The organism is Dyella sp. 2YAF14 (assembly GCF_052114725.1).
Lineage (GTDB): Bacteria > Pseudomonadota > Gammaproteobacteria > Xanthomonadales > Rhodanobacteraceae > Dyella.
The window spans coordinates 82,483-106,128 of sequence record NZ_JBFRFH010000019.1 but is presented as its reverse complement, the minus strand read 5'-3'; the positions used below and the strand labels follow the sequence as shown (position 1 = coordinate 106,128).

The 23,646-nt window shown below is 64.5% G+C and carries 20 protein-coding genes; 11 read left to right on the top strand and 9 right to left on the bottom strand.

Annotated elements, in window-relative coordinates; translation table 11 throughout:
- Positions 1–124: 124 nt before the first annotated feature.
- On the top strand, positions 125–2,386 hold the full coding sequence (locus AB4Y82_RS19140) for a TonB-dependent receptor (protein ID WP_441602051.1): 2,262 nt from the start codon (positions 125–127) through the stop codon (positions 2,384–2,386).
- Positions 2,387–2,481: 95 nt separating this feature from the next.
- A complete protein-coding gene (locus AB4Y82_RS19135) occupies positions 2,482–3,381 on the top strand; it encodes an alpha/beta hydrolase (protein WP_441602050.1) in 900 nt (299 codons plus the stop codon).
- A gap of 357 nt (positions 3,382–3,738) precedes the next feature.
- Here AB4Y82_RS19135 and AB4Y82_RS19130 read toward each other — a convergent pair whose 3' ends face one another.
- Complete coding sequence (locus tag AB4Y82_RS19130) at positions 3,739–4,641, bottom strand: cation diffusion facilitator family transporter (RefSeq protein ID WP_441602049.1); 903 nt, start codon at positions 4,639–4,641, stop codon at positions 3,739–3,741.
- Between the two features lie 389 nt (positions 4,642–5,030).
- Here AB4Y82_RS19130 and AB4Y82_RS19125 point away from each other — a divergent pair, with 389 nt between their 5' ends.
- Genes AB4Y82_RS19125 through AB4Y82_RS19115 form a run of 3 tightly spaced genes read left to right on the top strand, consistent with a single transcriptional unit; the run spans position 5,031 to position 8,967 of the window.
- Positions 5,031–5,759, top strand: coding sequence for a gluconate 2-dehydrogenase subunit 3 family protein (locus AB4Y82_RS19125; RefSeq protein WP_441602048.1), 729 nt, complete (start codon positions 5,031–5,033; stop codon positions 5,757–5,759).
- A complete protein-coding gene (locus tag AB4Y82_RS19120; protein ID WP_441602047.1) occupies positions 5,756–7,531 on the top strand; it encodes a GMC family oxidoreductase in 1,776 nt (591 codons plus the stop codon). Before AB4Y82_RS19125 ends, AB4Y82_RS19120 begins: the two co-directional genes overlap by 4 nt.
- The gene (locus AB4Y82_RS19115) at positions 7,528–8,967 is read left to right on the top strand and encodes a c-type cytochrome (protein ID WP_441602046.1); all 1,440 of its coding nucleotides are present in this window, start codon (positions 7,528–7,530) and stop codon (positions 8,965–8,967) included. Before AB4Y82_RS19120 ends, AB4Y82_RS19115 begins: the two co-directional genes overlap by 4 nt.
- 19 nt (positions 8,968–8,986) lie before the next feature.
- Here AB4Y82_RS19115 and AB4Y82_RS19110 read toward each other — a convergent pair whose 3' ends face one another.
- The 4 genes from AB4Y82_RS19110 to AB4Y82_RS19095 are packed head-to-tail and all read right to left on the bottom strand — an operon-like array spanning position 8,987 to position 13,764.
- The gene (locus tag AB4Y82_RS19110) at positions 8,987–10,498 is read right to left on the bottom strand and encodes an efflux transporter outer membrane subunit (protein WP_441602045.1); all 1,512 of its coding nucleotides are present in this window, start codon (positions 10,496–10,498) and stop codon (positions 8,987–8,989) included.
- Positions 10,499–10,529: 31 nt separating this feature from the next.
- Positions 10,530–12,128 (bottom strand): DHA2 family efflux MFS transporter permease subunit, encoded by a 1,599-nt coding sequence (locus tag AB4Y82_RS19105; RefSeq protein ID WP_441602044.1) that lies wholly within the window; start codon positions 12,126–12,128, stop codon positions 10,530–10,532.
- The gene (locus AB4Y82_RS19100) at positions 12,125–13,228 is read right to left on the bottom strand and encodes an HlyD family secretion protein (RefSeq protein ID WP_441602043.1); all 1,104 of its coding nucleotides are present in this window, start codon (positions 13,226–13,228) and stop codon (positions 12,125–12,127) included. Before AB4Y82_RS19100 ends, AB4Y82_RS19105 begins: the two co-directional genes overlap by 4 nt.
- Entirely contained in the window at positions 13,225–13,764 is a 540-nt protein-coding gene (locus AB4Y82_RS19095; protein ID WP_441602042.1) for a winged helix-turn-helix transcriptional regulator, read from the bottom strand. Before AB4Y82_RS19095 ends, AB4Y82_RS19100 begins: the two co-directional genes overlap by 4 nt.
- 207 nt (positions 13,765–13,971) lie before the next feature.
- Here AB4Y82_RS19095 and AB4Y82_RS19090 point away from each other — a divergent pair, with 207 nt between their 5' ends.
- Both AB4Y82_RS19090 and glk read left to right on the top strand, forming a co-directional pair.
- Positions 13,972–14,673, top strand: coding sequence for an SDR family oxidoreductase (locus AB4Y82_RS19090; protein WP_441602041.1), 702 nt, complete (start codon positions 13,972–13,974; stop codon positions 14,671–14,673).
- A 154-nt stretch (positions 14,674–14,827) separates the two neighbouring features.
- Positions 14,828–15,847 (top strand): glucokinase, encoded by a 1,020-nt coding sequence (gene glk / locus AB4Y82_RS19085; RefSeq protein ID WP_441602040.1) that lies wholly within the window; start codon positions 14,828–14,830, stop codon positions 15,845–15,847.
- A 23-nt stretch (positions 15,848–15,870) separates the two neighbouring features.
- Here the strand turns inward: glk and AB4Y82_RS19080 are convergent, their stop codons facing one another.
- Positions 15,871–16,179, bottom strand: coding sequence for a hypothetical protein (locus tag AB4Y82_RS19080; protein WP_441602039.1), 309 nt, complete (start codon positions 16,177–16,179; stop codon positions 15,871–15,873).
- A 304-nt stretch (positions 16,180–16,483) separates the two neighbouring features.
- On the opposite strand from AB4Y82_RS19080, the gene AB4Y82_RS19075 reads away from it, so the two are divergent.
- Both AB4Y82_RS19075 and AB4Y82_RS19070 read left to right on the top strand, forming a co-directional pair.
- The gene (locus AB4Y82_RS19075) at positions 16,484–17,167 is read left to right on the top strand and encodes an HAD family hydrolase (RefSeq protein ID WP_441602037.1); all 684 of its coding nucleotides are present in this window, start codon (positions 16,484–16,486) and stop codon (positions 17,165–17,167) included.
- A gap of 168 nt (positions 17,168–17,335) precedes the next feature.
- Positions 17,336–17,662 (top strand): hypothetical protein, encoded by a 327-nt coding sequence (locus AB4Y82_RS19070; RefSeq protein ID WP_441602036.1) that lies wholly within the window; start codon positions 17,336–17,338, stop codon positions 17,660–17,662.
- 413 nt (positions 17,663–18,075) lie between these two features.
- Here the strand turns inward: AB4Y82_RS19070 and AB4Y82_RS19065 are convergent, their stop codons facing one another.
- From AB4Y82_RS19065 to secB, 3 genes are all read right to left on the bottom strand, one after another.
- Entirely contained in the window at positions 18,076–21,093 is a 3,018-nt protein-coding gene (locus AB4Y82_RS19065; RefSeq protein WP_441602035.1) for a DEAD/DEAH box helicase, read from the bottom strand.
- A 145-nt stretch (positions 21,094–21,238) separates the two neighbouring features.
- Positions 21,239–22,267, bottom strand: a complete 1,029-nt coding sequence (locus AB4Y82_RS19060; protein WP_441602034.1) for an NAD(P)H-dependent glycerol-3-phosphate dehydrogenase — start codon at positions 22,265–22,267, stop codon at positions 21,239–21,241.
- Between the two features lie 17 nt (positions 22,268–22,284).
- On the bottom strand, positions 22,285–22,776 hold the full coding sequence (gene secB / locus AB4Y82_RS19055; protein WP_441602033.1) for a protein-export chaperone SecB: 492 nt from the start codon (positions 22,774–22,776) through the stop codon (positions 22,285–22,287).
- 310 nt (positions 22,777–23,086) lie between these two features.
- On the opposite strand from secB, the gene rpmB reads away from it, so the two are divergent.
- Both rpmB and rpmG read left to right on the top strand, forming a co-directional pair.
- Positions 23,087–23,323 carry a 50S ribosomal protein L28 gene (gene rpmB, locus AB4Y82_RS19050; protein ID WP_046971178.1) on the top strand — a complete coding sequence of 79 codons (237 nt, stop codon included), beginning with the start codon at positions 23,087–23,089 and terminating at the stop codon, positions 23,321–23,323.
- 10 nt (positions 23,324–23,333) lie between these two features.
- Entirely contained in the window at positions 23,334–23,501 is a 168-nt protein-coding gene (gene rpmG, locus AB4Y82_RS19045) for a 50S ribosomal protein L33 (RefSeq protein ID WP_008211962.1), read from the top strand.
- Positions 23,502–23,646 lie beyond the last annotated feature (145 nt).

Sequence of the window (23,646 nt, the reverse complement as noted above, 5' to 3'; positions counted from 1 at the left end):
AAAATTCGCTTCAACCCTTGCCAGAATTACGTGACAATATCGTTAAGCCGCCTTCTTACGCTGACTTCTTGCGGCGTTTTCCGCCTCTATCCGCTCTTTGCTTCCATTCTCCGGGGACCATCCAATGACCGCCGCCAGCCAGACGCGTTTCGCGTTGCTCGCCCTTTCCATTGCCAGTGCCCTTGCCGCAGGAACGACTGCTTTCGCACAGGACGCGACCCCACCCGCCGCTAGCGCGGCCAAGGGACAAAGCGGCAAGGCCGTCCAGCTCGAAACCATCAACGTGACCGCTGAAAAGCGCGTCGAAAACCTGCAGAAGGTGCCGGTCTCCATGACGGTGGTGACGGCGGAGCAATTGAGCAATTACGGCCAGGCGGGTGACACCGTGCTGCAGCTCGCCGGCCGCGCGCCGAGCGTGTACGCCGAGACTTCCTACGGTCGTGAGTTCCCGCGTTTTTATATCCGCGGTCTGGGCAACAGCGACTTCGATCTGAATGCGTCGCAGCCTGTGTCGATGGTGTACGACGACATCGTGCAGGAAAACCCCATCCTCAAGGGCTTCCCGCTGTTCGACCTGCAGCAGGTCGAAGTGTTGCGCGGCCCGCAGGGCACCATGTTCGGCCGTAACTCGCCGGCGGGCGTGATCAAGTTCGACTCGGTGAAGCCGAGCCAGGATACCAGCGGTTACGCCAAGGCTTCTTACGGCACGAAGGGCACCGCCAATGCTGAAGCCGCACTCGGTGGCTCGCTGGGCGGCAACTGGTCGGGCCGTGTGTCGGCGCTGGCGCAGCATCGCGACGGCTGGATCGACAACGACTACACCGGTAAGAAGGACGACCTGGGCGGCTACAACGACCGCGCCGTGCGTCTGCAGGCCATGTACGACGTGCAGGATTTCAACGCGCTGATCAATGTGCACGGCCGCTGGCTGGATGGCAGCGCGATGGTCAACCGCGCCAACGCGATTCCGCTGGGCAGCGACAGCCTGGTCCAGGGTTTTGACCGCAACGTGGTGTATCAGGACGGCCTCAACCGCCAGCACCTGTTCTCGTGGGGCAGCAACCTGCACCTCACCTGGAACCTGGGTGATTACACGCTCACCTCCATCACCGGTTTCGAGAAGGCCACCACGTACAGCCTCGGCGACGTGGACGGCGGTATCGCCATTCCGCTGAATCCCAGCCAGGACAAGGCCGTCACGCCGTTCCCGTCGGAAACCGCCGATGCGCTGCCGCACGATCGCCAGATCACGCAGGAAGTTCGCTTGGCCAGCAACCAGCAGGATCGCCTGAACTGGCAGGTCGGCGCGTACTACTTCTACGAAAACATCGCGATCGTCAATTACGACTACAACACGCTGGCCAACCACGTGATGGACGGCTATGCGCAGCAGGCGCAGACCACCAAGGCATATGCGGTGTTCGGTTCGGCCGACTATCACATCACCGACGATTTCGACGTGCGTGCCGGTACGCGCTGGTCGCACGATTCGCGCGACTTCCACGTTGATCGCATCCTGTCGCCGATCGGCGGCGGCCCGCTGTCGCTTAGCGCCAACCCGCATGACGCGCGCTGGAGCGGCGACCTCACCGGCACCTGGGAACTCAATCCCAACGTCAACGTGTATGGCCGTATCGCCAACGGTTTCCGCGCACCGAGCGTGCAGGGCCGCGTGCTGTTTGCCGACTTCATCTCGCAGGCCAAGCCCGAGACGATCACCTCGTACGAGCTGGGCGTGAAGACCACCGGCATGGACAACCGTCTGCGTTTCAACGCCGACGTGTACGACTACACCATGCACAACCAGCAGCTCACCGCGGTGGGCGGCGACATCAACGTCACGCGCCTGATCAACGCGAAGAAGACCGAAGGCTACGGCGCCGAGTTCGATCTGGAAGCGTACGTGACGCCGAACTTCGTCCTCACCGCCGGCGGCAGCTACAACCACACCAAGCTGGACGACCCGAACCTGGCCGTGGCCGTGTGCGGCTCGGGCTGCACCGTGCTCGATCCGCTCAACGCCGACGGCAATGCGCTGGTCAACGGCAACCCGCTGCCGAACGCACCGCAGTGGATCGGCAACTTCACCGCGCGCTACGGCATCCCCTATGGCGAGAGTGGCGAGTTCTTCATCTACACCGACTGGGCCTACCGCAGCGAAGTGAATTTCTTCCTGTACGACTCGGAGGAATTCCGCGGCAAGCCGATGCTCGAGGGTGGCGTGCGCGTGGGCTACAACTGGGATTTCGGCAAGCGCGAAATCGCCTTGTACGGCCGCAACATCACCAACAAGCAGTACATCACCGGTGCGATCGACTTCAACAACCGCACCGCGTTCGTCAACGACCCGCGCATTATTGGCGTGGAGTTCCGCGCGGACTTCTGATGATCCGGCCGGCGCCCGCGCCGGTCGTGCAGTGCGTCAAGGGGAGCCGGCCAGTCCGCTCCCCTTTTGTTTGGCCGCATGGCAGAGCGCCAAAAATGCGTCGCTTGTTGCAGAATGCAGGCCTTTACCGTCGAGTGCGCAATGTGAACCACCCGGGCGACCAGGGCAGCGAACGCTCCCACACCCTCACCATGGCCGATGGCCAGACGCTGTTCGTGCGCGACTGGCCCAGCAGCCGGGCGCAGGACGCCGTGCTGATCGTGCATGGGCTGGGCGAGCACAGCGGTCGCTACCAGCGCCTGGCCGCGTGGTTCCGCACGCGCGGCTATGCGGTGCGCAGCTACGACCAGCGTGGCCACGGCCAGTCGCCCGGACGGCGCGGCGCGCTGTCCCATCCGGATGATCTGCTCGAAGACCTGGCGATCGTCTACAACGACTACGCTCAGGCCCGGCCACAGCGGCCGCTGTTGCTAGGCCACAGCATGGGCGGCCTGGTCGCGGCGCGCGCCGTGCTCGACCGCCGCGTGCAGCCCGGGGCGATGGTGCTGTCCTCCCCTTCCCTGCGCACCTGGGAGCCGGTGTGGCGACAGAAGCTGGCGGCCACACTGGCCAGGTCGCTGCCCAATCTACCGCTGCCGAATGGATTGCCGTTCGACAAGCTCTCGCATGATCCGCAGGTGGAACCGGCCTATCGCCGCGATCCGCTGCGGCATGGCTGGATCACGCCGCGCCTGGCGGATTTCATTTTCCGCGCAGGCGACGCGGCAGTCGCCGATGCATCGAAGCTCGCCATCCCCACCCTGCTGCTGGTGGCGGGGGCGGACAAGCTGGTCAATCCCTCCGGCAGCCGCGATTTTTCATCGGCCAGCTGGGCCGGCAACAAAGTCACCACGCGCTATTTCGATTCGCTGTATCACGAGCTGTTCAATGAAGCCGAGCCCGCGCGCAGCCAGGTGTTGAAGCAGCTGGGGGATTGGTTGCAGAAGCGGGGGTAGTTTCTCCGCCGCTGTCCCGCGACGGACGGCGCACCTTGTGGGAGCGCACCCTGTGCGCGACAAACCTACGAAGCGGTACACCCCAGCGTGGCCGTCGCGCACAGGGTGCGCTCCCACAGTTGGGGACATCGCAGCGGCTTACATCCACTCGCGGCCGTATCGCGAGCTGTTCAATGAGGCTGAGCCCGCGCGCAGTCAGGTGTTGAAGCAGCTGGGGGATTGGTTGCAGAAGCGGGGGTAGGTTTTCGCTGCCTGCGGTCACCTTGTAGGAGCGCACTTGTGCGCGACCGCAGAGTTGCAGTTCACCGCTTCGCCGGGTTGTCGCGCACAAGTGCGCTCCTACAAGGTGATCGCGGCTTACATCCATTCGCGCTTGCCGGTGAAAACAATCGTCAGCCACTCGGCCCGAATATCGCTGCCCAGCCGACTGGCGATGTCGCTGCGCACCGCATCCACATCCCGCATATCACCCAACGGTCGCGACGCATCCACCAGGATATGGATGTCGATAAACCGCATGCGCCCGATCTTGGCAACGTAGCTGGTGAAATCGAGATAGCCGCGCTCCCCTACCATCGCCGTCATCACATCACGCACGCGCTGGTCGAGCGAATCGGGCGCCAGTTGCAGCACTTCGCGCAGCGCCTGCCACAGGCTGCCAAGGGGCAGCGGCAAGAGCGCGAGCGTCAGCAGCAAGAGCACGGTGGAATCGATGTAGCGCGTCCAGTGGTCAAGCGGGCCGCCCTGCATCACGGCCGCCAGGGCAAAGCCCACCAACACCGCGACGCTGATGGCGCCGCCGATCAGCCAGCCCTTCGCATCCAGTTGCAGCAGTACCGATCCCAGGGCATTGGCCTGGCGGCGCATATATAGCGCCATGGCCACGCTGACCACGCCCATGATCGCCGCCCACACCGCGCCGAAACCAAAGGCGAGCTCGTGGCCGCCGGTCAGCAGGCCATGCAAGGCGGTGAAGCCGCCGTAGCTGCAGATCGCGGTGAGCACCGCCGCATTGAACACCAGCACCAGCGGTTCCAGGTGCCAGTAGCCGAACTGGAAGCGCCGGCTGCCCTCGCTGGTGACCAGATGGGAGACCGCCAGCGATCCGGCCGTGAGCACCACGTCGACCAGCGAGTAGAAACCGTCGAAGGCGAGGGCCTGCGAGCGCATCAGCAAGCCCACGGTGACGCAGGCCACGCCGACCAGGAAGGTCGCGCCGATTGAAAGGCGCAACAGGCTCTGTTCGCGGAAGGTGTCCATGCCCATCCCCTTTTGAGGTCGCAGACATTATGTCTGTAGGAGCGCACCCTGTGCGCGAACGCGACTGCCGAAGTCGCTGCCCCGTCGCAGCGGTCGCGCACAGGGTGCGCTCCCACAAGGGGAGGTTGCACGTCGGATTCGAAACCAGGGAAGCGTTCGTTCTGTTCCTTGGCGATGCGCAGCGTGTCGATCGCCCGACAACACCAAAGTCCGATAGTCGTCATGCGTGCGGTCGACATACTGTGAACGATGGGCGTCCAAACGCCTCCAGGAAAACGCACGCAAGCCGCTCGCCTGCTGCGTTTGTTCTGTAAACAAACCTTCACGTTTTGCATTCAGCTGTCGCGTCAGGATCGGCGAACGCAACGCACGCTTGGTAAGGGGTTGTCATGTCCAGCAAGCCCAGATCGCCTTCCCGTCGCGACTTTTTGCGACAGTCGCTGGTGGCGGTTCCTGCCGTCAGTCTGCTGGGAACCTCCGCCATCGCGCAGACGCAAAGCAGCACGGCCGCTACGCCTGCGGCAGCTGCCACGGCAACGAAGTACTCGCCACGTTATTTCACGGCGCCCGAGTGGGAATTCCTGCAGGCCGCGGTGGAACGATTGATCCCGCCCAATGAAGACGGACCCAGCGCCGTCGAAGCGGGTGTGCCGGAATTTCTCGATCGCCAGATGGAAGCGGCCTACGGCCATGGCGGCCTCTGGTATATGCAGGGGCCGTTCGTGCCCGATGCGCCAGCCACGCTTGGCTACCAGCTGCGCTATACGCCGCGCGAGTTCTATCGCAAGGGCATCGCCTCGGTCGACAGCTGGTGCCAGAAGCAGCACAACCAGAAGTTCTCCGCGCTGCCGGCCGAGCAACGCGACGCCATCCTCCATCAGATGGAGAAGGGTGAAATCCAGCTCGACGATATCCCGGCGATCGCCTTCTTCACCCAGTTGCTGGCCAACACCAAGGAAGGCTATTTCGCCGACCCGATGTACGGCGGCAACAAGCTGATGGGCGCCTGGAAGATGATCGGTTTTCCGGGCGCGCGCGCCGACTACGCCGACTGGATCGAACAGCCCGGCAAGGTTTATCCATTTGGGCCGGTGTCGATCGAAGGGGCGAAATCATGATGCGCATGAAACCGGTCGACGTGGTGCTGGTCGGCTTTGGCTGGACCGGCGCCATCATCGGCATGGAGCTGGTCGATACGGGCTTGAAGATCCTGGCGCTGGAACGCGGCGCTTATCGTGATACCTCGCCTGATTTCACCTATCCGCACAATGCCGATGAGCTCGCTTACGGCATCCGCGGCGAACTGTTTCAACCGCTGGCGCGCGAGACGGTGACGATCCGCCACAACCTCAACGAAACCGCCGTGCCGTATCGCCAGTACGGTTCGTTCCTGCTCGGCAACAACGTGGGCGGCGCCGGCATCCACTGGAACGGGCAGCACTACCGGCCATCGCCGGAAGACCTGGAATTCCATAGCCATATCAGCAAGCGCTACGGGCAGAAATTCATGCCCGAGGACATGCAGATCCAGGATTACGGCGTCACCTACGACGAACTGGAACCCTTCCTCGATCAGTTCGAGTATCTGTGCGGCACCTCGGGTCGCGCGGGCAATCTCAATGGCGAGATCAAGGATGGCGGCAATCCGTTCGAGGGCGTACGCAAGCGCGAGTATCCGAATCCGCCGGTGGCCGACAACTACGGCGCCAAACTTTTTGCCGATGCGGCTCGTTCGAAGGGCTACAAGCCGTTCCCGCAGCCCTCGTCGAATGCGTCGCGGCCGTATACCAATCCACATGGCGTGCGGCTGGGTCCGTGCAATCTGTGCGGCTATTGCGAGCGCTTTGGTTGCTTCATGTATTCCAAGGCGTCGCCACAGACCACCATTCTTCCCGTGCTGATGCGCAAGCCGAATTTCGAGCTGCGCACCAATAGCCACGTGATCAAGATCAACCTCGACTCCACCGGCAAGCGCGCCACCGGCGTCACCTACGTCGATGCGCAGGGCCAGCAGGTAGAGCAGCCTGCTGACCTGGTGATCGTGTCGGCGTTCCAGATGCACAACGTGCGCCTGATGTTGATGTCCGGCATCGGTGCGCCGTACGATCCCAACACCGGCAAGGGTGTGATCGGCAAAAACTACGCGTACCAGATGATGAGCAACGTCAACGTCTTCTTCGACAAGGACGTGGCGATCAATCCGTTCATCGGCGCGGGCTCCGGCGGCAACCAGATCATCGACGAGTTCAACTCCGATCACTTCGATCACGGGCCGCACGGATTCGTGGGCGGTGGTTACATCCTCGGTGGACAGACCGGCGGCCGGCCGATCCAGCAACTGCTGGTGCCACCGGGTACGCCGGCGTGGGGCGAGAAGTGGAAGCGCGCAGCGAAAGACAGCTATCTGCACACCACTGGCGTGCAGTCGCATGGCTCAGTGATGTCCTATCGCGATCGCTATCTTGATCTGGACCCGACCTATAAAGATTCGTTTGGCCTGCCGCTGCTGCGCATCACCTTCGACTGGCACGACAACGAATACAAGATGACGCAATTCCTGACAGATAAGGCGCAGGAGATTGCCGATGCGATGAAGCCCAGGCAAACCTCGCAGACGATACGCAAACCCGGCGGCCACTATGACGTGCGCCAATACCAGACCACGCATACCACCGGTGGCGTGATCCAGGGCAGCTCGCCTGAAACCAGTGCATTGAATCGCTTCCAGCAGAACTGGGACGTGCACAACGTGTTTGTCACGGGCGCGTCGGCGTTCCCGCAGAATCTTGGCTACAACCCGACCGGTCTAATCGGCGGCCTCACGTATATGTCCGTCAAGGCCATCCGCGAGACCTATCTCAAGAATCCCGGGCCTCTGGTGCAGGCATGAACACCTATGCGAAGCCTCGTCGTGGCAGCAGCTTGTGGCGCGTCATCGTCGTACTGGTCGTGCTGCTGGTAATCGTATGGCTGCTTGCCATGCTTTTCCCCGGTGGCGGCGGCGATCCAACGGCAAAGGCAGCGGAGGCCACGCCCGATCAGGTCAAGCAGGGCGAATACCTTGCCCGCCTCGGCGATTGTGCCGCCTGTCACACTGCACCCGGCGGCAAGCCGTATGCCGGCGGCCTGCCGATCGCCTCGCCGATCGGCACGATTTACAGCACCAATATCACGCCCGATCCGGATACCGGCATCGGCAAGTACAGCTATGGCCAATTCGAGCGCGCGGTACGTCGCGGCATCAATGCGGACGGCCATACGCTTTATCCCGCCATGCCGTATCCGTCGTATGCGAAGGTGAGCGATCAGGACATCCAGGCCTTGTACGCCTACTTCATGCACAGCGTGCAACCGGTGAAGCAGGACAACCACGCCGAAGACATCCACTGGCCGCTGTCCATGCGCTGGCCGCTCACCTATTGGCGCTGGCTGTTCGCGCCGAAGGTCTCGCCGATCGAGACCGCCGCCACCGGCGACGCGACCATGGCGCGCGGGCAATACCTGGTGGAAGGCCTGGGGCATTGCGGTGCCTGCCACACGCCGCGCGCATTCACGCTGCAAGAGAAGGCATTGAGTCCGAGGGATGGCCCGGCGTACCTCAGCGGCAGCGTCAACGACAACTGGGTCACGCCCAGCCTGCGCGGCGAACTGGCCAGCGGTCTTGGCAGTGTGCCGGAGGATGAGCTGATCGCCCTGCTCAAATCCGGCCGCACCGAACGCAGTGCCGTGTTTGGCGGCATGAGCGACGTGATCGAGCACAGCACGCAGTACATGAGCGATGCGGATCTCGCTGCCATGGTCCACTTCCTGAAGTCCTTGCCGGCGGCGCGGCAGGAACAGGCGGTGACCTATGACGCGGCCACGCACACGGCGCTCTACAGCGGCAACGTGAGCGCACCGGGTGCGCAGCTGTATATCGACAACTGCGCCACCTGCCATCGCACCGACGGCCACGGCTATGGACAGGTCTATCCAGCGCTTGCCGGCAATCCCGTGCTGAACGGCGAGAATCCCGGCTCCGCTGTGCGCCTGGTGCTGCATGGCGCCACCATGCCGGCCGGCCGCGACGCGCCCACGCAGTTCAGCATGCCGGCCTTCCGCGAGCGGTTGAACAATCAGCAGATCGCGGACATCCTCACCTTCGTCCGCTCCAGCTGGGGTAATCGCGGCGGCGCGGTGACGGCAAATCAGGTGGCGGGTCTGCGCGACAAGCCGCCGGTCGGACAGCCATTGATGACGAGTTACGATCCACGTGTGCGTGATCCCAATGAGCTCAAGGCGGATGCGGAAGACCAGGTCCCGCCAACGCCCGCACCTTCGAAATAACTCCCGTGCACGGCAGCGCTCAACGCGCTGCCACGTCCTTCGCCTCGCTGCCGGACCAGCCGCCACCCAGTGCACGGAACGTAGCCACTGCGGCGCGCGCGTCGTCGGCATGCACGCGGGCAAGCTGGTCGCGCGAAGTTAGCAACTGGCGATCTTCATCCAGCACTTCGATCAGGCTTACCGCACCGCCCTTGTAGGCATCCTGCGCGGCATCGCGGGCCTGCACGTGGGCCTGCACTTCCAGGATCAGATCGCGGTGCTGGGTTTCCAGCTCCGCGAGCGAGACGATGGCGTTCTCCACGTCTTCGGTGGCACGCAACATGGACTGGCGATATTGCGCCAGCGCTTCGGCATTCGCACCCTTGGCCTGCGCCACTTCGGCATCCACGCGACCGAAGTCGAACAAGCGCCAATGCAGGCCCAGCACGGCTTGCGGCTGGAACGCCTGGGAGGAGAACAGCGAGCCGCTCTGCAGGCTTTCAAAACCGAGCAGGCCACCCAGCGACACCTTCGGGTAGTACTCGGCCACGGCAACGCCGATGCGTGCGTTCGATGCGGCGAGCTTGCGCTCGGCGGCGATCACGTCCGGGCGGCGGCGCAGCAGCATGTCCGGGCCGCCATCGGTGCCGATCACCGGCACGGTGAAGGTCGGTGCGTGATCCTTCAGTTCCGCCGCGTAGGTGCCGGGCGCGGCGCCCATCAGCACGTCGAGGCGATTGAGCTGCTGCGCCAGCGTGATGCGCAGCGGCGGCAAGGTGGTCTTGGCCTGCAACACCAGCGCCTGTGCCTGTGCCACTTCGCGCGAAGTCGCCAGGCCACCGGCCAGCCTGTCCTTCACTAGTTCGAGCAGCTGGCTTTCCGTATCGATCTGTTGCTGCGCAAGGCGTATGCGTTCCTGCGCACCGCGCACCTGGAAGTAGCTGTCCGCGGCCTCGGCGGCTACGGAGACGCGCACGCCATCCTGGCTGGCTTCGGCTGCCTGCGCTTCGGCATCCGCCGCTTCGGCGCCACGATGCAGGCCGCCGGCAAGATCAAGCTCCCAGCTTGCGCCAACGCCCAGGGTTTCCAGCGTCTGAGAGCGCTTGTAGCCGGGCGTCTGGCTGGCGATCTCGCCCAGCGGGCCCTTGGTCGATTGATGCTGCTGCACCACCTGGCCATCAAGACTGCCTTGCGGTGCGAGCTGTGCACCTGCCTCGCGTGCGGCCGCGCGTGCCTGGTCCACGCGTGCCATTGCCGCAGCAAGGTCGAGGTTCTGGGCCATCACGCGGCTGATGATGCGGGTGAGTTCTGGATCATCGAAACCCTGCCACCAAACATCGAGCTCCGGTGCGGCACGTGTGGCGTCGCGCTGCTGCAGCATCGACTGGCTGGCGTAGTCGGCATTGGTTTTCACCTCTGGCCGCACATAGTTCGGGCCGACCGTGCAACCGGCCAGGCCGATCAGGGCCGCCGCAAGTGCGCCTAGAGTTAACGAGTGGCGACGCGATGATGAGCGTGACGCGCCGGCAGATGACGAAAGCGAAGTGTTCATCGTGATATCTCGAAGAAAGTAGAAGATCGGATCAGTGCGCATCGGCGGACGGCGCAGCGGGCGGCGCCACCTTGCGCATCAACGGCACCATCGCCGTGGCCACCACAAAGCACAGGCCAATGGCGAGGAAGGCGTCCGCGTAAGAAAGCGTCTGCGCTTCGCGATACGCCAGTTGCCACAGCTGATGCAGCGAGCCATTGGTCGCGTCGTCGACGTTCTGTCCGAGCTCGGCGATATGGCCGGTGGTCTGCGCCAGCCAGCCGTTCATCGCTTCGTTGCTCGCGTTGAGATGTTCGGACAGGCGATAGAAATGCAGATTGGTGCGGTCGTTGAGGATGGTCGCGCACACCGCGATGCCGATGGCACCACCAAGATTGCGCATCAGGTTGAACAGGCCCGAGGCGAGCTTGAGCCGGTTCGGTGCGAGGCCGCCCAGGGTGAGGGTCACCGCCGGCGGCACCGCCAGCTGTTGGGCCATGCCGCGCAGGGCCTGCGGCAGCAGCAGTTCGTGTGCACCCCAGTCATGCGTGATCGGCGTGAAGTCCCACATGGAGATGGCGAACACGGCCAGCCCCGCCATCATGATCCAGCGCAGGTCGTAGCGCTTGGCCAGAAAGGTGTAGAGCGGAATGCTGAGGATCTGGAACACGCCGGTGGAGAACACCGCCTCGCCGATCTGCAGCGCGCTGTAGCCACGCACGCGGCCGAGGAACAGCGGCGTGAGATAGATGGTGGCGAACAGGCCGATGCCGGTGACGAAGGAGAAGAAACAGCCCAGCGCAAAATTGCGGTCGCGCAGTGCGCGCAGATCAACGACGGGATGATCGTAAGTCAGGCTGCGCGCAATAAAGCCCACGCCCGCCAGCCCTGACAGCCACGCCGTGGTGAGGATCACCTGGTCGCTGAACCAGTTCCAGCGCGGACCTTCTTCCAGCGTGTATTCCAGGCAGCCGAGGAAGATCGCCAGCAGCACCATGCCGAGGTAGTCGGCGTGACGCAGCAGGGAATAATCCGAGCGGTCGATATTGACCAGCATCGGCACCGCCACCGCGACGAAGATGCCGGGCACCAGGTTGATGAAGAACAGCCAATGCCATGACGAGTGATCGGTAATCCAGCCGCCCAGCGTGGGCCCAAGCGTGGGCGCCAGCGAGGCGATCGCGCCAATGGTCGCCGCCGCGATCACGCGCTGCTTGTTCTGGAAAAACACGAAGGCGGTAGTGAACACCATCGGGATCATCGAGCCGCCCAGGAAACCCTGCAGCGCGCGGAACACGATCATGCTCTTGATGTCCCAGGCCATGCCGCACAGCATGCTGGTGATGGTGAAACCGATCGCCGACGCAGCGAACAACCAGCGCGTGGACATCACGCGCGACAGCCAGCCCGACAGCGGAATCACCACGATTTCCGCGATCAGATAGCTGGTTTGCACCCAGGCCGTTTCATCCGCGCCCGCCGACAGGCCACCGCCGATATCGCGCAGCGACGCGGACACGATCTGGATGTCGAGCAAGGCGATGAACATGCCCACGCACATGCTGGCGAAGGCGAATACTTTCTGCGCGACGCTGAGCGCGGCCGGATCGATGGGCCCGCTCAGCGGTGCGCTGGCGGCATGAGCGCTCATGGCGTGGCGACCCTGCCGCGCGTGTCCACGTCAGCCACCACGGAAAGACCGGGACGCAGCACGCCCAGTTCGTCGTCCTTGCTGTCCAAGACCACGCGCACCGGCACGCGCTGCACGACCTTGGTGAAGTTGCCGGTGGCGTTCTCCGGCGGCAGCACGCTGAACTGCGCGCCGGTGGCCGGGGCGAGACTGGCGAGATGGCCGTGGAATACGCGGCCAGGCACGACGTCGGCGCGAATTTCCACGGACTGCCCGGCCGTCATGCGGGCGAGCTGGTCTTCCTTGAAGTTGGCGTCCACCCACAGGCCACGCGCCGGCACTACCGACAGCAACTGCGTCCCCGCCGCGGCATAGGCGCCGGTGCGTGCACGGCGGTTGCCGACGACGCCATCCACCGGTGCGCGCAGCTCGGTATAGCCTTGATTGAGGCGCGCAATGTCTTGTTCGGCCTTCGCCTGCTGCAAGGCCGCGCGTGCCTGCTGCTTCTGCGATTCGATCACGTCGATCTGGCGCTGCGCGGCGACCAGCGAGGCATCCGCCTTGTCCGAACCGGCGCGCGCCGTCTTGTACGTGGCATCGGCGCGCTGCGCGCTTTCGATCGACACCGCCGAGCGGCTGGAGAGATCGCGGTAACGCGCTTCGTCGTCACGCGAGCGCTGCGTTTCGGCAGCGGCCGCCGCCACGCTGGCCTGCGCCTGGCGGATCACTGCCAGCTGCAGTTTTTCGGTGGCGTCGAGATTGGCGAGCAGGGCTTCCTGCGCAGCGACTGCACCATCAGCCTTGGCGAGCGCGGCGCGATAGTCGCGATCATCGATCTTCACCAGCAGGTCGCCGGCGTGCACCACCTGGTTGTCAGTCACCGCGACCTGCGTGATATAGCCGGGCACCTTCGGGCCGATCACGGTGACATCGCCACCGACATACGCATCGTCGGTGTCTTCAATAAAACGGCCCACGCTCCACCAGTGGCCGCCATAGATCACGCCGGCGATCACCGCCGCGCCGATGGCGAGCCTGAGCAGCTGCTTTTTCCGGCTGCGGGGGGCGGATTCCGTAACGGCGGGTGCGTCCGCTCGCTCGGCAACGGTGACGGCATTCATGGGAGTGACTCCGGAGACTTGGGATGGGAAAGGGTTTGCAGGGCTTGCGCCCGTGAATTTCGAAATTCGATGCGCGCTCGCATGCGCTCGCTGGCGGCGGGGCCGGCGCGCAATTCGTGGCGTTCGCGGGTGATGGGTTCGCCGGTCTGGCGATCGACCAGCACCGGTTCGACGATGTGCCCCAGCTGGCGATCGATCAGCTCGATGGCCTGGCCTTCCTCGGCGAAGTGCCGGTTGCCCCAGGCCATCATCGCCAGCAGCACCGGGCGGAAATCGCGGCCGCGTTCGGTGAGCACGTATTCGTGGCGCACCGGACGGGTGCTGTAGCGGCGGCGCTCGAGCATGCCGGTTTCCACCAGCATCGCCAGGCGGCGGCTGAGGATGTTCGGCGCGATCCCCAGGCTGGTCTGGAAATCGTCGAAGCGCGTAAAGCCATAAAAAGCGTCGCGCAGGATCAGCATGCTCCACCACTCGCCCACCCGGTCCAGTCCGCGGGCGATCGGGCATTGCATGTTTTCGGCGGTGGTGTGGCGCACGGCGACGGGCCCTACTGCATTAGATGACGATCATCATATAAATGGTAACTTGCGAAATGCAAGTGACTTTTTGTGAGGGCGGCGTGAAGGGCGCCGATGCAAAAAAAATTCGGCCGCGCCCTTGAAACTGGCGAGTACTCGAATTATATGATTTTGGTCATATAAATAATCACCGTTCTCTCCCACCCCGCTACCGGACACACCATCATGAAAATCCAGGGTTCCACTGTCTTCATCACCGGCGCCAACCGCGGCCTCGGTCTCGCCTTCGCCAAGGCCGTGCTGGCCGCCGGCGCGCGCAAGGTCTATGCCGCTGCGCGCGATCCGTCCACCGTCACCCTGCCCGGCGTCGTGCCGGTCAAGCTGGACGTGACCAACCCGCAGGATGTCGCCGCCGCTGCAAAGCTGGCTGCGGACGTGGACATCGTGATCAACAACGCCGGTATCACCGGCGGCACGCCGCTGCTGGACGCGGCCGATGGCGAGGGCAACCTGCGTCGCATCATGGAAACCAATCTGTACGGTGTGTACGCGGTAAGCGCCGCCTTTGCGCCAGTACTGAAAAAGAACGGCGGCGGCGCCCTGGTGAACATGCTCTCCGCCCTGAGCTGGCTGAGCCTGGACAGCACCAGCGCCTACTCGGTGACCAAGGCCGCCGCATGGGCGCTCACCAACAGCTTGCGCATCGAGTTGCGCGCGCAGGGCACCCAGGTGCTCGGCATCCATGCCGGCTACATCGACACCGACATGGTCAGCCATGTCGATGCGCCCAAGACCAGCCCGGCCGATATCGCCGCCCGCACCCTGGAAGCGCTGGAGCGCGACGACGCCGAAGTGCTGGCGGACGACACCGCCAAGCACGTGAAGGCAGGCTTCGGCGCCACGCCGGCGGCTTACCTGGGCGGCTGATCGGCGCCCACGCCGTAGAAACATGCCAAAGACCAGTGGACGGCCATAAGGCCGTCCATTCGGTCGCGAATGGCAGCTTTTCGTTGCACCGCAGTACTGGACGAAAAAGCCCGAGGGAGTCACGCTTACCGTCTCCCCAAGTGCAGGACCGTCCATGAGAACACCCGCCCGTGCCGCCCCGACCTTGCTTGCTGACCTTGGCGGCACCAACGTGCGATTTGCACTGGCTGATACGGGCCGCGCGAACCCGTTGATGGAGGACAGCGTGCGCCGCTACCGGGTCAAGGATCACGACTCGCTGGCCGAAGCCATGCGCGAATACTTCAAGGACACGGGGTTCACCGCACAGCGCGCCATCATCGCCGCCGCCGGTCGCGTCAGCGAAGGCGAAACGGTGAAGGTCACCAACAATCCCTGGCAGGTCGCGGCGCATGCGCTGCAAGCGGAGCTGGGCATGGAAGCGGTGCACCTGGTCAACGATTTCGCCGCGCAGGCCATGGCCGTGCCGCTGCACACCCGCGATCAGCTGTCCTCGGTCGGCCCGCAGCCGATCACCGAACTGGGCACGCGCGAAACACAAACGTTTGTCGTCGTGGGTCCGGGCACCGGTCTTGGCGTGGCTGGCCTGATGCGTCGCGAAGGTCGCTGGATGGTGCTGGAAACCGAAGGCGGCCATGCCGGCTTCGCCGCGCACACCACCGAAGACGTGGAGATCCTGCATCGCCTCAACTCGCGCTTCGGCCGCGTCTCCAACGAACGCATGATCTGCGGCAACGGCCTGGTGAATCTTTACCTCGCCCTGGCCGACATCGCCGGCCAGCCGCCGGAGGAATACACGCCCGAAGACATCACCGCGCGCGCCGAGTCGGGCAGCGATCCGCTGTGCGTGCGCACGGTGGAAACACTCGCGGGCATTTTCGGCAGCGTGGCGGGCGACCTGGTGTTGAGCCTGGGCGGCTGGGACGGTGTCTATCTCACCGGCGGCATGCTGCCGATCCTGCTGCCGTGGCTGAAGCATGGCGGTTTCCGCGAGCGCTTCGAAGCCAAGGGCCGCTTCCGCGAGACCATGGAGCAGGTGCCTACCGTCGCCATGATGCATCCGGATCCGGGTTTGCTCGGCGCCGCCGCACTGGCCGTGCTCGACGCCGGCAAAGCGCTGGTGCCCAACGGCTGAATGTCGTCAGCCGTTGGCGGTGCTCAACGGTATTGGCGCGTCACCACGAGCTTGCGGCCACCGTCGGGTCGATCGGCAAAATAATCGAGCATGGCGACGCCCGTAGTGTTTCGGGCGATCGCCGTGTTCTCGACAAAGGCGGCGCGCGAGCTACCACTGCCGCAGCTCGCTTCGGCACCGTTCGTGCCCAGCGGTGCGAGACCGCTGCTGCAGGCCTCCTGCACCACACGGCCGCTGAAGATCAGATGCGCATAGCCTTCTTGCGCAGTCGCCGTAGTCGCAGCCACGCATGCTGCCAAGCCTGCCGTAGCCATCAGCCTGTTCGTGTTCATTGAGATTCCCCTGTTCGCGTTGATGGTGTCGCCGCACGCGCGATCGGCCGGGGATGTGCATATTTGCGAGGATCGCCAACGGCGCTGCGCCATGGAGCAAGCGCGCCTCGCCTTGCGACGACGTGCGCTCCCCGCCCCCGGCCAGAGTCGCTCGTTCGACGACGCCCACGTTAGGCAGGCCGCGGAACGTTTTCTGTCAGCCGACATCCAGCCCTACATGGCTTCGTGCGTTGCATCACGCTTCCAGGAAGCGCCCGGCGCGAGTGCTACGCTTTAGCACCCTCCCCCAGCTCGAGCGCCTCCCATGCCACGCAGCGATACCGCCTTCCTGTTCGATCTCGACGGCACCCTGGTCGACAGCGTCTACCAGCACGTATTGGCCTGGAAAGAAGCGCTCGATCGCGAAGGCGTGGAGCTCTCGGTATGGCGCATCCACCGCAAGATCGGCATGAGCGGCGGCCTGTTCGCCAACATCCTGCTGCGCGAAACCGGCATCGAAATCACCGAGGAACGCCTCACCCGCCTGCGCACGTGGCACGCCGAGGCGTACAACCGCCAGGCCACGCAAGGCTCGGTGCGTCCGCTGCCGGGTGCACGCGAGTTGCTGGCCTTCCTCACCGACGCGGAAATTCCCTGGGCCATCGCCACCAGCGGTCGCATGACTACCGCCGCGCACAATCTTGAAGCGCTGGGTGTGGATCCTTCGAAAGTCCCGGTGGTGACGCGTGACCAGGTGCGCCACGCCAAACCCGATCCGGATCTTTTCATCGCCGCCGCGCAACAGCTGGGCATCGACATCCATTACAGCCTGGTCATCGGCGACAGCATCTGGGACATGCTGGCCGCGCAGCGCGCTCGGGCGCTTGGCGTGGGGTTGCTGTCGGGTGGTTATGGTGAGGAAGAGCTGGAAGATGCCGGTGCGTTTCGTGTCTATGAAGACCCGGCGGATCTGCTCAAGCACATCGACGAAGTGGTGGCGCGCAGCTGAGAAGCGAGGAGTGAGAGAAGAGGAGCGAGAGTCAGCGGGCCTGCTCCCGCCTCACTCCTCTCCACTCACTCCTGTCTCTTAACTTGCTCCTCATGTTTTCCGGCGATTCATCGCCCCGCAGACACTTGCGCTAGTCTCGGCAGAGGATCCGTAACACCTGGAGGGCTCATGCGCCGTTTCCTCGCCCTGCTTCCCCTCGCGCTGCTCGTCGCGTGCTCGCCCTCGTCGCCACCGCCCGAACAGAAACCACCCGCGCCCAAAGCCACGGCAATCAGCACGCCCGACAACGCCGAACTCGGCTCCCCGCAGTGGTACGAATGGGTCGACGACCGCCTGCACATCACCGACGACGGCCACGGCCCCGACCGCGGCTCCTCGGAATGGAACACCGCCGTTCAGCACAAGCTGGGCCAGGAAGCCCCGCAATCACCGCTGGGATCGCCGCAATGGCAGCAAGCAGTGGATTCGCTGTTGCGCACCAGGCCGGCGATGTAAGGCACCTGGCGAAAACCTTGTAGGAGCGCACTTGTGCGCGACCATCCTACGGAGCGGTACACCGCAGCGTGCTGTCGCGCACAGGGTGCGCTCCCACAAGAGAGAGCTCCAGCCAGCGAGTATTCGTTAGAACCGACAAGCCGCTAGTTGTAGGAGCGCACTTGTGCGCGACAAACCTACGGAGCGGTACACCGCAACTCTGCGGTCGCGCACAAGGTGCGCTCCTACAAGGGAGCTGCATGCCGGCGAGTGACTGTTAGAGCCGACAGGTCGCTATTTGTGGGAGCGCACCCTGTGCGCGACAAACCTACGGAGCGGTACACCACGGCGTGGCTGTCGCGCACAGGGTGCGCTCCCACAAGGAAACGCAGGGCGCTCCCCAAGAGGAGATATCGAGGGTTACAGACTGCCGATCAACCAGGCGCCAACAACGCATCCAAATCGGACTGATCAAAACTCAACTTCTCGCGCGTACCGCCGCCCTCGAGCACCGCCTCCGCCAGCTCCGCCTTGCGCGCCTTCAACTCCTCGATGCGCTCCTCCACCGTGCCGCCGGTGATCAGGCGGAACACGAACACCGGCTTGTCTTGCCCAATGCGATGGGCGCGATCAGAAGCCTGCGCTTCCGCCGCCGGATTCCACCACGGGTCGTAATGGATCACGGTGTCGGCTGCGGTGAGGTTGAGGCCCACGCCGCCGGCCTTCAGCGACAGCAGGAACAACGGCACCTCGCCTTCCTGGAACTGGCGCACCGGCTCAGCGCGGTCGCGCGTTTCGCCAGTGAGCGTGACGTAGCGAATGCGATGGCGATCCAGCTCGTGCGCAATCAGCTTGAGCATTTCGGTGAACTGCGAGAACAGCAACACCTTGCGGCCTTCCGCCAGTAGCGCGGGCAGCATGTCCATCAGCAATTCGAACTTCGCCGAATCGCGCACGCCGCGTGCCGCTTCCAGTTTCACCAGGCGCGGATCGCAGCAGACCTGACGCAACTTCAACAACGCATCGAGCACGACGATGCCGCTGTGCGAAATGCCGCGCTGAGCGATGACCTCGCGCAGTTCTTCCGCCAGCGACAGGCGCAGGCTTTCGTAGAGTTCGCGCTGACGACCCTCGAGGATCACGCGACGCGTGATCTCGGTCTTCGGCGGCAGCTCGCTCGCCACCTGCGACTTGGTACGACGCAGGATGAAGGGCGCAAGGCGGCGATTGAGTCGATCCTGGCAATCGGTATCGCGATGACGTTCGATCGGCACGCGATAGTGACGGCGGAACGCGCCTTCGTCGCCGAGCAGGCCGGGCACCGACAGATCCACCTGCGACCACAGTTCGCCCAGGTGATTTTCCAGCGGCGTGCCGGTGAGGCAGATGCAACGTGGCGCGCGCAGGCTGAGCACAGCGCGGCGTGCCTGCGTGCGCGGGTTTTTCACCTGCTGCGCTTCGTCCAGCACGATCAGCGAGAACGGTTGTTTGCGCAGCGACACCACGTCGCGCGGCAGCAACGCATAGCTGGTGAGGATCAAGTCGTGCGTGGCGATCTGCGAGAAGTCGCCACTGCGCTGCGGACCATGCAACGCCAGCACGCGCAGCGCAGGCGCAAAGCGCGCCACTTCGGCGAGCCAGTTCGGAATCAGGCTGGTCGGCACCACCACCAGCGCCGGCTCAGTCAGCGCGCCGCTGTCTTTCAGCGACAGCAGATGCGTGATCAGCTGCAGCGTCTTGCCCAGGCCCATATCGTCCGCGAGCACACCGCCCACACCGGCTTCGGCCAGCGCATTGAGCCAACGCAGGCCTTCGCGCTGATACGGACGCAGCTCGACGGTGAGGCCTTCGGGCACCACATCGCTTGCGCGCTCGGCGGCGTCACGCAGTCGTGCGGTGAATCCACGCAGAGCGTCAGGCGCGACGAGTTCGCCACCGGTAGGCAATGCCTCGACCAGTTCTTCCAGACGGCCAGCCTGCACGCGCGGCAGATGGAGCTTCTTGCGCGGACGTTCGAGGTACTCGGCCAGCGGCGCCAGCAAGCCTCGCAGTTCTTTCAGACGCACCGGCACACGGCGACGTTCATCGACCGGCGCGTACCACACGGCGTCTTCCGGCTCGTTCGGCACCGGGCTGAGGTTCAACTGATGATCGGCCAGCGCCTGCGCCACGGCGGGCAGCAGGTTGTGGCGCTTGCCTTCCACTTCGATGCCGATTTCCAGATCGAAGGCGTGGTCGTCGGTGTCTTCCACCGCATTGCCGTACCAGCGCACCGGACCTTCGAGCACTTCGAACGGGAAGCTCGGCGCGTAGTCGAGTACGAAGCCTTCCACTTCCAGCTTGGGTCGCAGCGCCAGCCAGCGTGCCGGCGTGTTCACTTCCAGCGCGCCTGCGTAGCCCTTGCCGGGGAACAGCCAGGCATCCTCGGGCAGCGTGTCTGCGAGATCCCAGGGCAGGCCTTCGGTATCCACACCGGGCGTGAGGCCGGCGCGTTCCAGCTGTTCCATCGCCGAGAGTTCTTCTGCACGGCGGCGGATGATTTCCACCAGATGCCCATTGCGCACACGCCGCACCAGCGGCTCGCCTCCGCGTCCGGGCAGACGCTCGCCCGCGTAGTCAAAGTTGAGGCGCGCATAGGCCAGTGGTGGCGTGCCTGCCGCCAGACGGGCATGGCGGGTGAGCGCGTGCAGGGTCAGTACCGGCTTGGGCGACAGCTCCGCACGACGCAGCTCGCCCAGCACCTGCGGCAACGGCAGGCGATGCGAAAGGCGGCTACCCGGCAGCGCGTCGCGAAGTATCTGGCTGTATTCGTGCTTCAGCGCCGGCAGGTCGAGCCAGGACGTTTCTTCCAGCGGCGCATCCAGATGGCCCATCTCCGCGCGCTCGGCATCGAGGTACCACAGCGCATCGATGCGCAGCACGCGGTGATTGGCCGGCATGCACGGCATCAGGCGCTGGCTGCCGTCGTTCTCCAGGTGCCATTGCCAGTTGAGCTGATGGCCCTTGCCGCGCGACAGGCGCAGGCCGGCCAGGCCGCCGAGGAAGCACGGCGTGGTGTCGAGGATTTCCGCCAGCAGCGCATCGCCCACGTGGCCTGACAGGCGCGCATAGGTGCGGCTCTTGCGCAGGGTCTGCGGCAGGCCGAGCACCGTGGCTGCCAGGCGTTGTTCATGCGGCTGCAGTGGCTGTTGCGACAGGTGTTTGCTGTCGAACGGCGTCGGGCGCACGTAGCGGGTCTGGTCGGCCATCGCCAGCAGCACCGGCGCCACATCGACATGCGCGTAGGCCACGCCCTCTTCCGGCACCACATCCAGGAAGAAGCCCAGCACCAGGGGCTCCGCTGGCGCGAGCGGTGCCGCCTGCGCCAGCAGCTTGCGCCAGACGCCGGGCAGCGGCTCGCTGACGGCAGCGTCGTCGCGTTGCGTGTGTCGTTTATCGTCCGGTGACTGCATGCGCATTCGATCCAGGGCGACCAAAAGATTCAGCTTAGCAAGGGTCTTGCGTGCGTGCGCGTCTCACGCACCGGTTTTTTCAAACCGATGCGCGTTTGGATGACGGAACCGTTCAGCGTCGGCGACGGAACGATGGAGCAACGGCTTACGCCGACGGAGTAAACAGGCCGTGCGGATATTCCGGCTTCTGCTCACGGCTCATCAGGCGCTTGAGTCCTTCGGCTGGCGTCACCTCGCCATGCAGCACGGCGCGCACGCCGCTGCTGATGGGAAGGTCCAGGCCGTGCTTGGCGGCCAGTCGCGCCACTTCGTCGGCGGTGAGCACGCTCTCCACCACCTGGCCGATCTCGCGCACAGCCTCGTCGATGGCCTTGCCGCGACCCAGCGCCAGGCCGAGGCGACGGTTACGCGAAAGATCACCGGTACACGTGAGCACCAGATCGCCCAGCCCGGCCAGACCCATCAGGGTTTCCGGCCGCGCACCGAGCGCCATACCCAGGCGCAGCATTTCGTTCATGCCGCGGGTGATCAGGCCGGCGCGCGCATTGAGGCCCAGATCCATGCCGTCGGCCACGCCGGTGGCGACAGCCAGCACGTTTTTCATGGCGCCACCCAGCTCGGCGCCGAGCACGTCGCTGCCGGAATACGCGCGGAAGTTCGGCGCGTGCAGGATCAGCGCCATTTCATGGGCGAACGCGGCGTCGTCCGAATGCACGGTGACGGCGCTGGGCATGCCCGAGGCCACTTCCTTGGCGAACGAGGGGCCGGTGACCACCGCCGCTGCGCGGCCCGGGAAGCGCTCGGCCACCAGTTCATGCAGGAAACGGCCGGTGCCCGGCTCAAAGCCCTTGGTCGCCCAGGCAATGCGCGCGTCGGGCTCCAGGTGCGGCGCCATCTCCTCCAGCATCGAGGCAAAGGCATGGCTGGGCACCACGATCAGCACGACCTGGGCGCCGCGCAGCGCGGCGGCCAGATCCGCTTCGTAGTCCAGCTCAGCCGGCAGCTCGACGTCGGGCAGATAGCGCTGGTTGCAATGGGTTTCGGCCATCGCCTTCAGCGCGGAGGCGTCACGCCCCCACAGCCGGGTCGGCACTTGATTGCGGGCGGCCAGGGCCGCCAGGGCGGTGCCCCAGGAACCGGCACCGAGTACGGCCAGGGTCGGACGCTCAACCATGAGCACAGACTCTTGGATTAGCTGTTGAGCGTCGGGACGGCGCTGCCGCCGAGGATGCGGCGCTGCTGTTCGGCATACAGCGCGTCGAAGTTGATCGGCTGCAGCAGGAACGGCGGGAAGCCGCCTTCCAGCACCAGCGACGACAGCATCTGGCGGGCGTACGGGAACAGCAGGTTCGGGCAGTAGCTGTTGAGGATGCCGGCCAGGTCTTCTTCGGAGAAGCCGGAAATGCCGAACACGCCCGCCTGGTGCACTTCGGCCAGATAGGCGGTGCGGTCGTTCAGCGAGCAGGTCAGGGTGAGGCTCAGCACCACTTCGTACAGGTCATTGCCCATGTCGGCGGACTTCTGGCCCAGGTTCAGCTGGACCTGCGGCTGCATCTCGGTCTCGCCCACTTCCTGGAAGATCTGCGGGGCGTTGGGCGCCTCGTAGGAAACGTCCTTGATGTAGATCTTCTGCAGCACCAGCTGGGGCTGGCCGGCCTGGCCGTTGGCGGAAACGTCTGCCATGGGGTATTCCTCGTAAGTGTTCGGTGCGTGAAAACGCAAAGGGTTTAATTGTTCCATACATCCCCGCGGCCCGCCATGCGCCCGGAGCCCCGGTTGAGCAAATATTGCGCACCGGCCTGTATTTCTGGGAGAATAGCCGGCTCGACCATGCCGACCCGATCCATCGGGCACGTCCGCCACGCGATACGGACCTCACGGCAGGCACGAAAAGCACCATCTCCAGCATCGCGAGGCCTTAGGGCCGCTGGGCCGATGCCGCCCTGGCTAACGGGTGGCAAACGCGCCTTTGGGCGCCTAACAGGAGGTCATCATGGCCCGTATTTGCCAAGTCACCGGAAAGGGTGTGCAGACTGGTAACAACGTCTCGCACGCAAACAACAAAACTCGCCGCCGCTGGTTGCCGAACCTGCATGAGCGCCGCTTCTGGGTCCCGAGCGAAAACCGCTGGGTGAAGCTGCGCGTTTCCAACCATGCCCTGCGCACGATCGACAAGAACGGCATCGAAGCCGTCCTGGCCGACCTGCGTTCCCGCGGCGAAAAGATCTGAGGATTGAGCCATGGCTAACAGCAAGCAAGACAAGATCCGCCTGATCTCTTCGGCCGGCACCGGCCACTTCTACACCACGCAGAAGAACAAGAAGAACACCCCGGAAAAGTTCGAGTTCAAGAAGTACGATCCGGTGGTCCGCAAGCATGTGATCTACAAGGAAGGCAAGATCAAGTAAGCCCTCGGGTTTAGTTGACGCTTCCACGAAAAACCCGCCGAAAGGCGGGTTTTTTGTTGCCCCGGCCTTGACTGCCCGACCCGCGGCAGCAAGGAGGCGAAGCCCGCACCCTTGCCCTGCTTCGCCTCCTTTCCGATGATGGCAC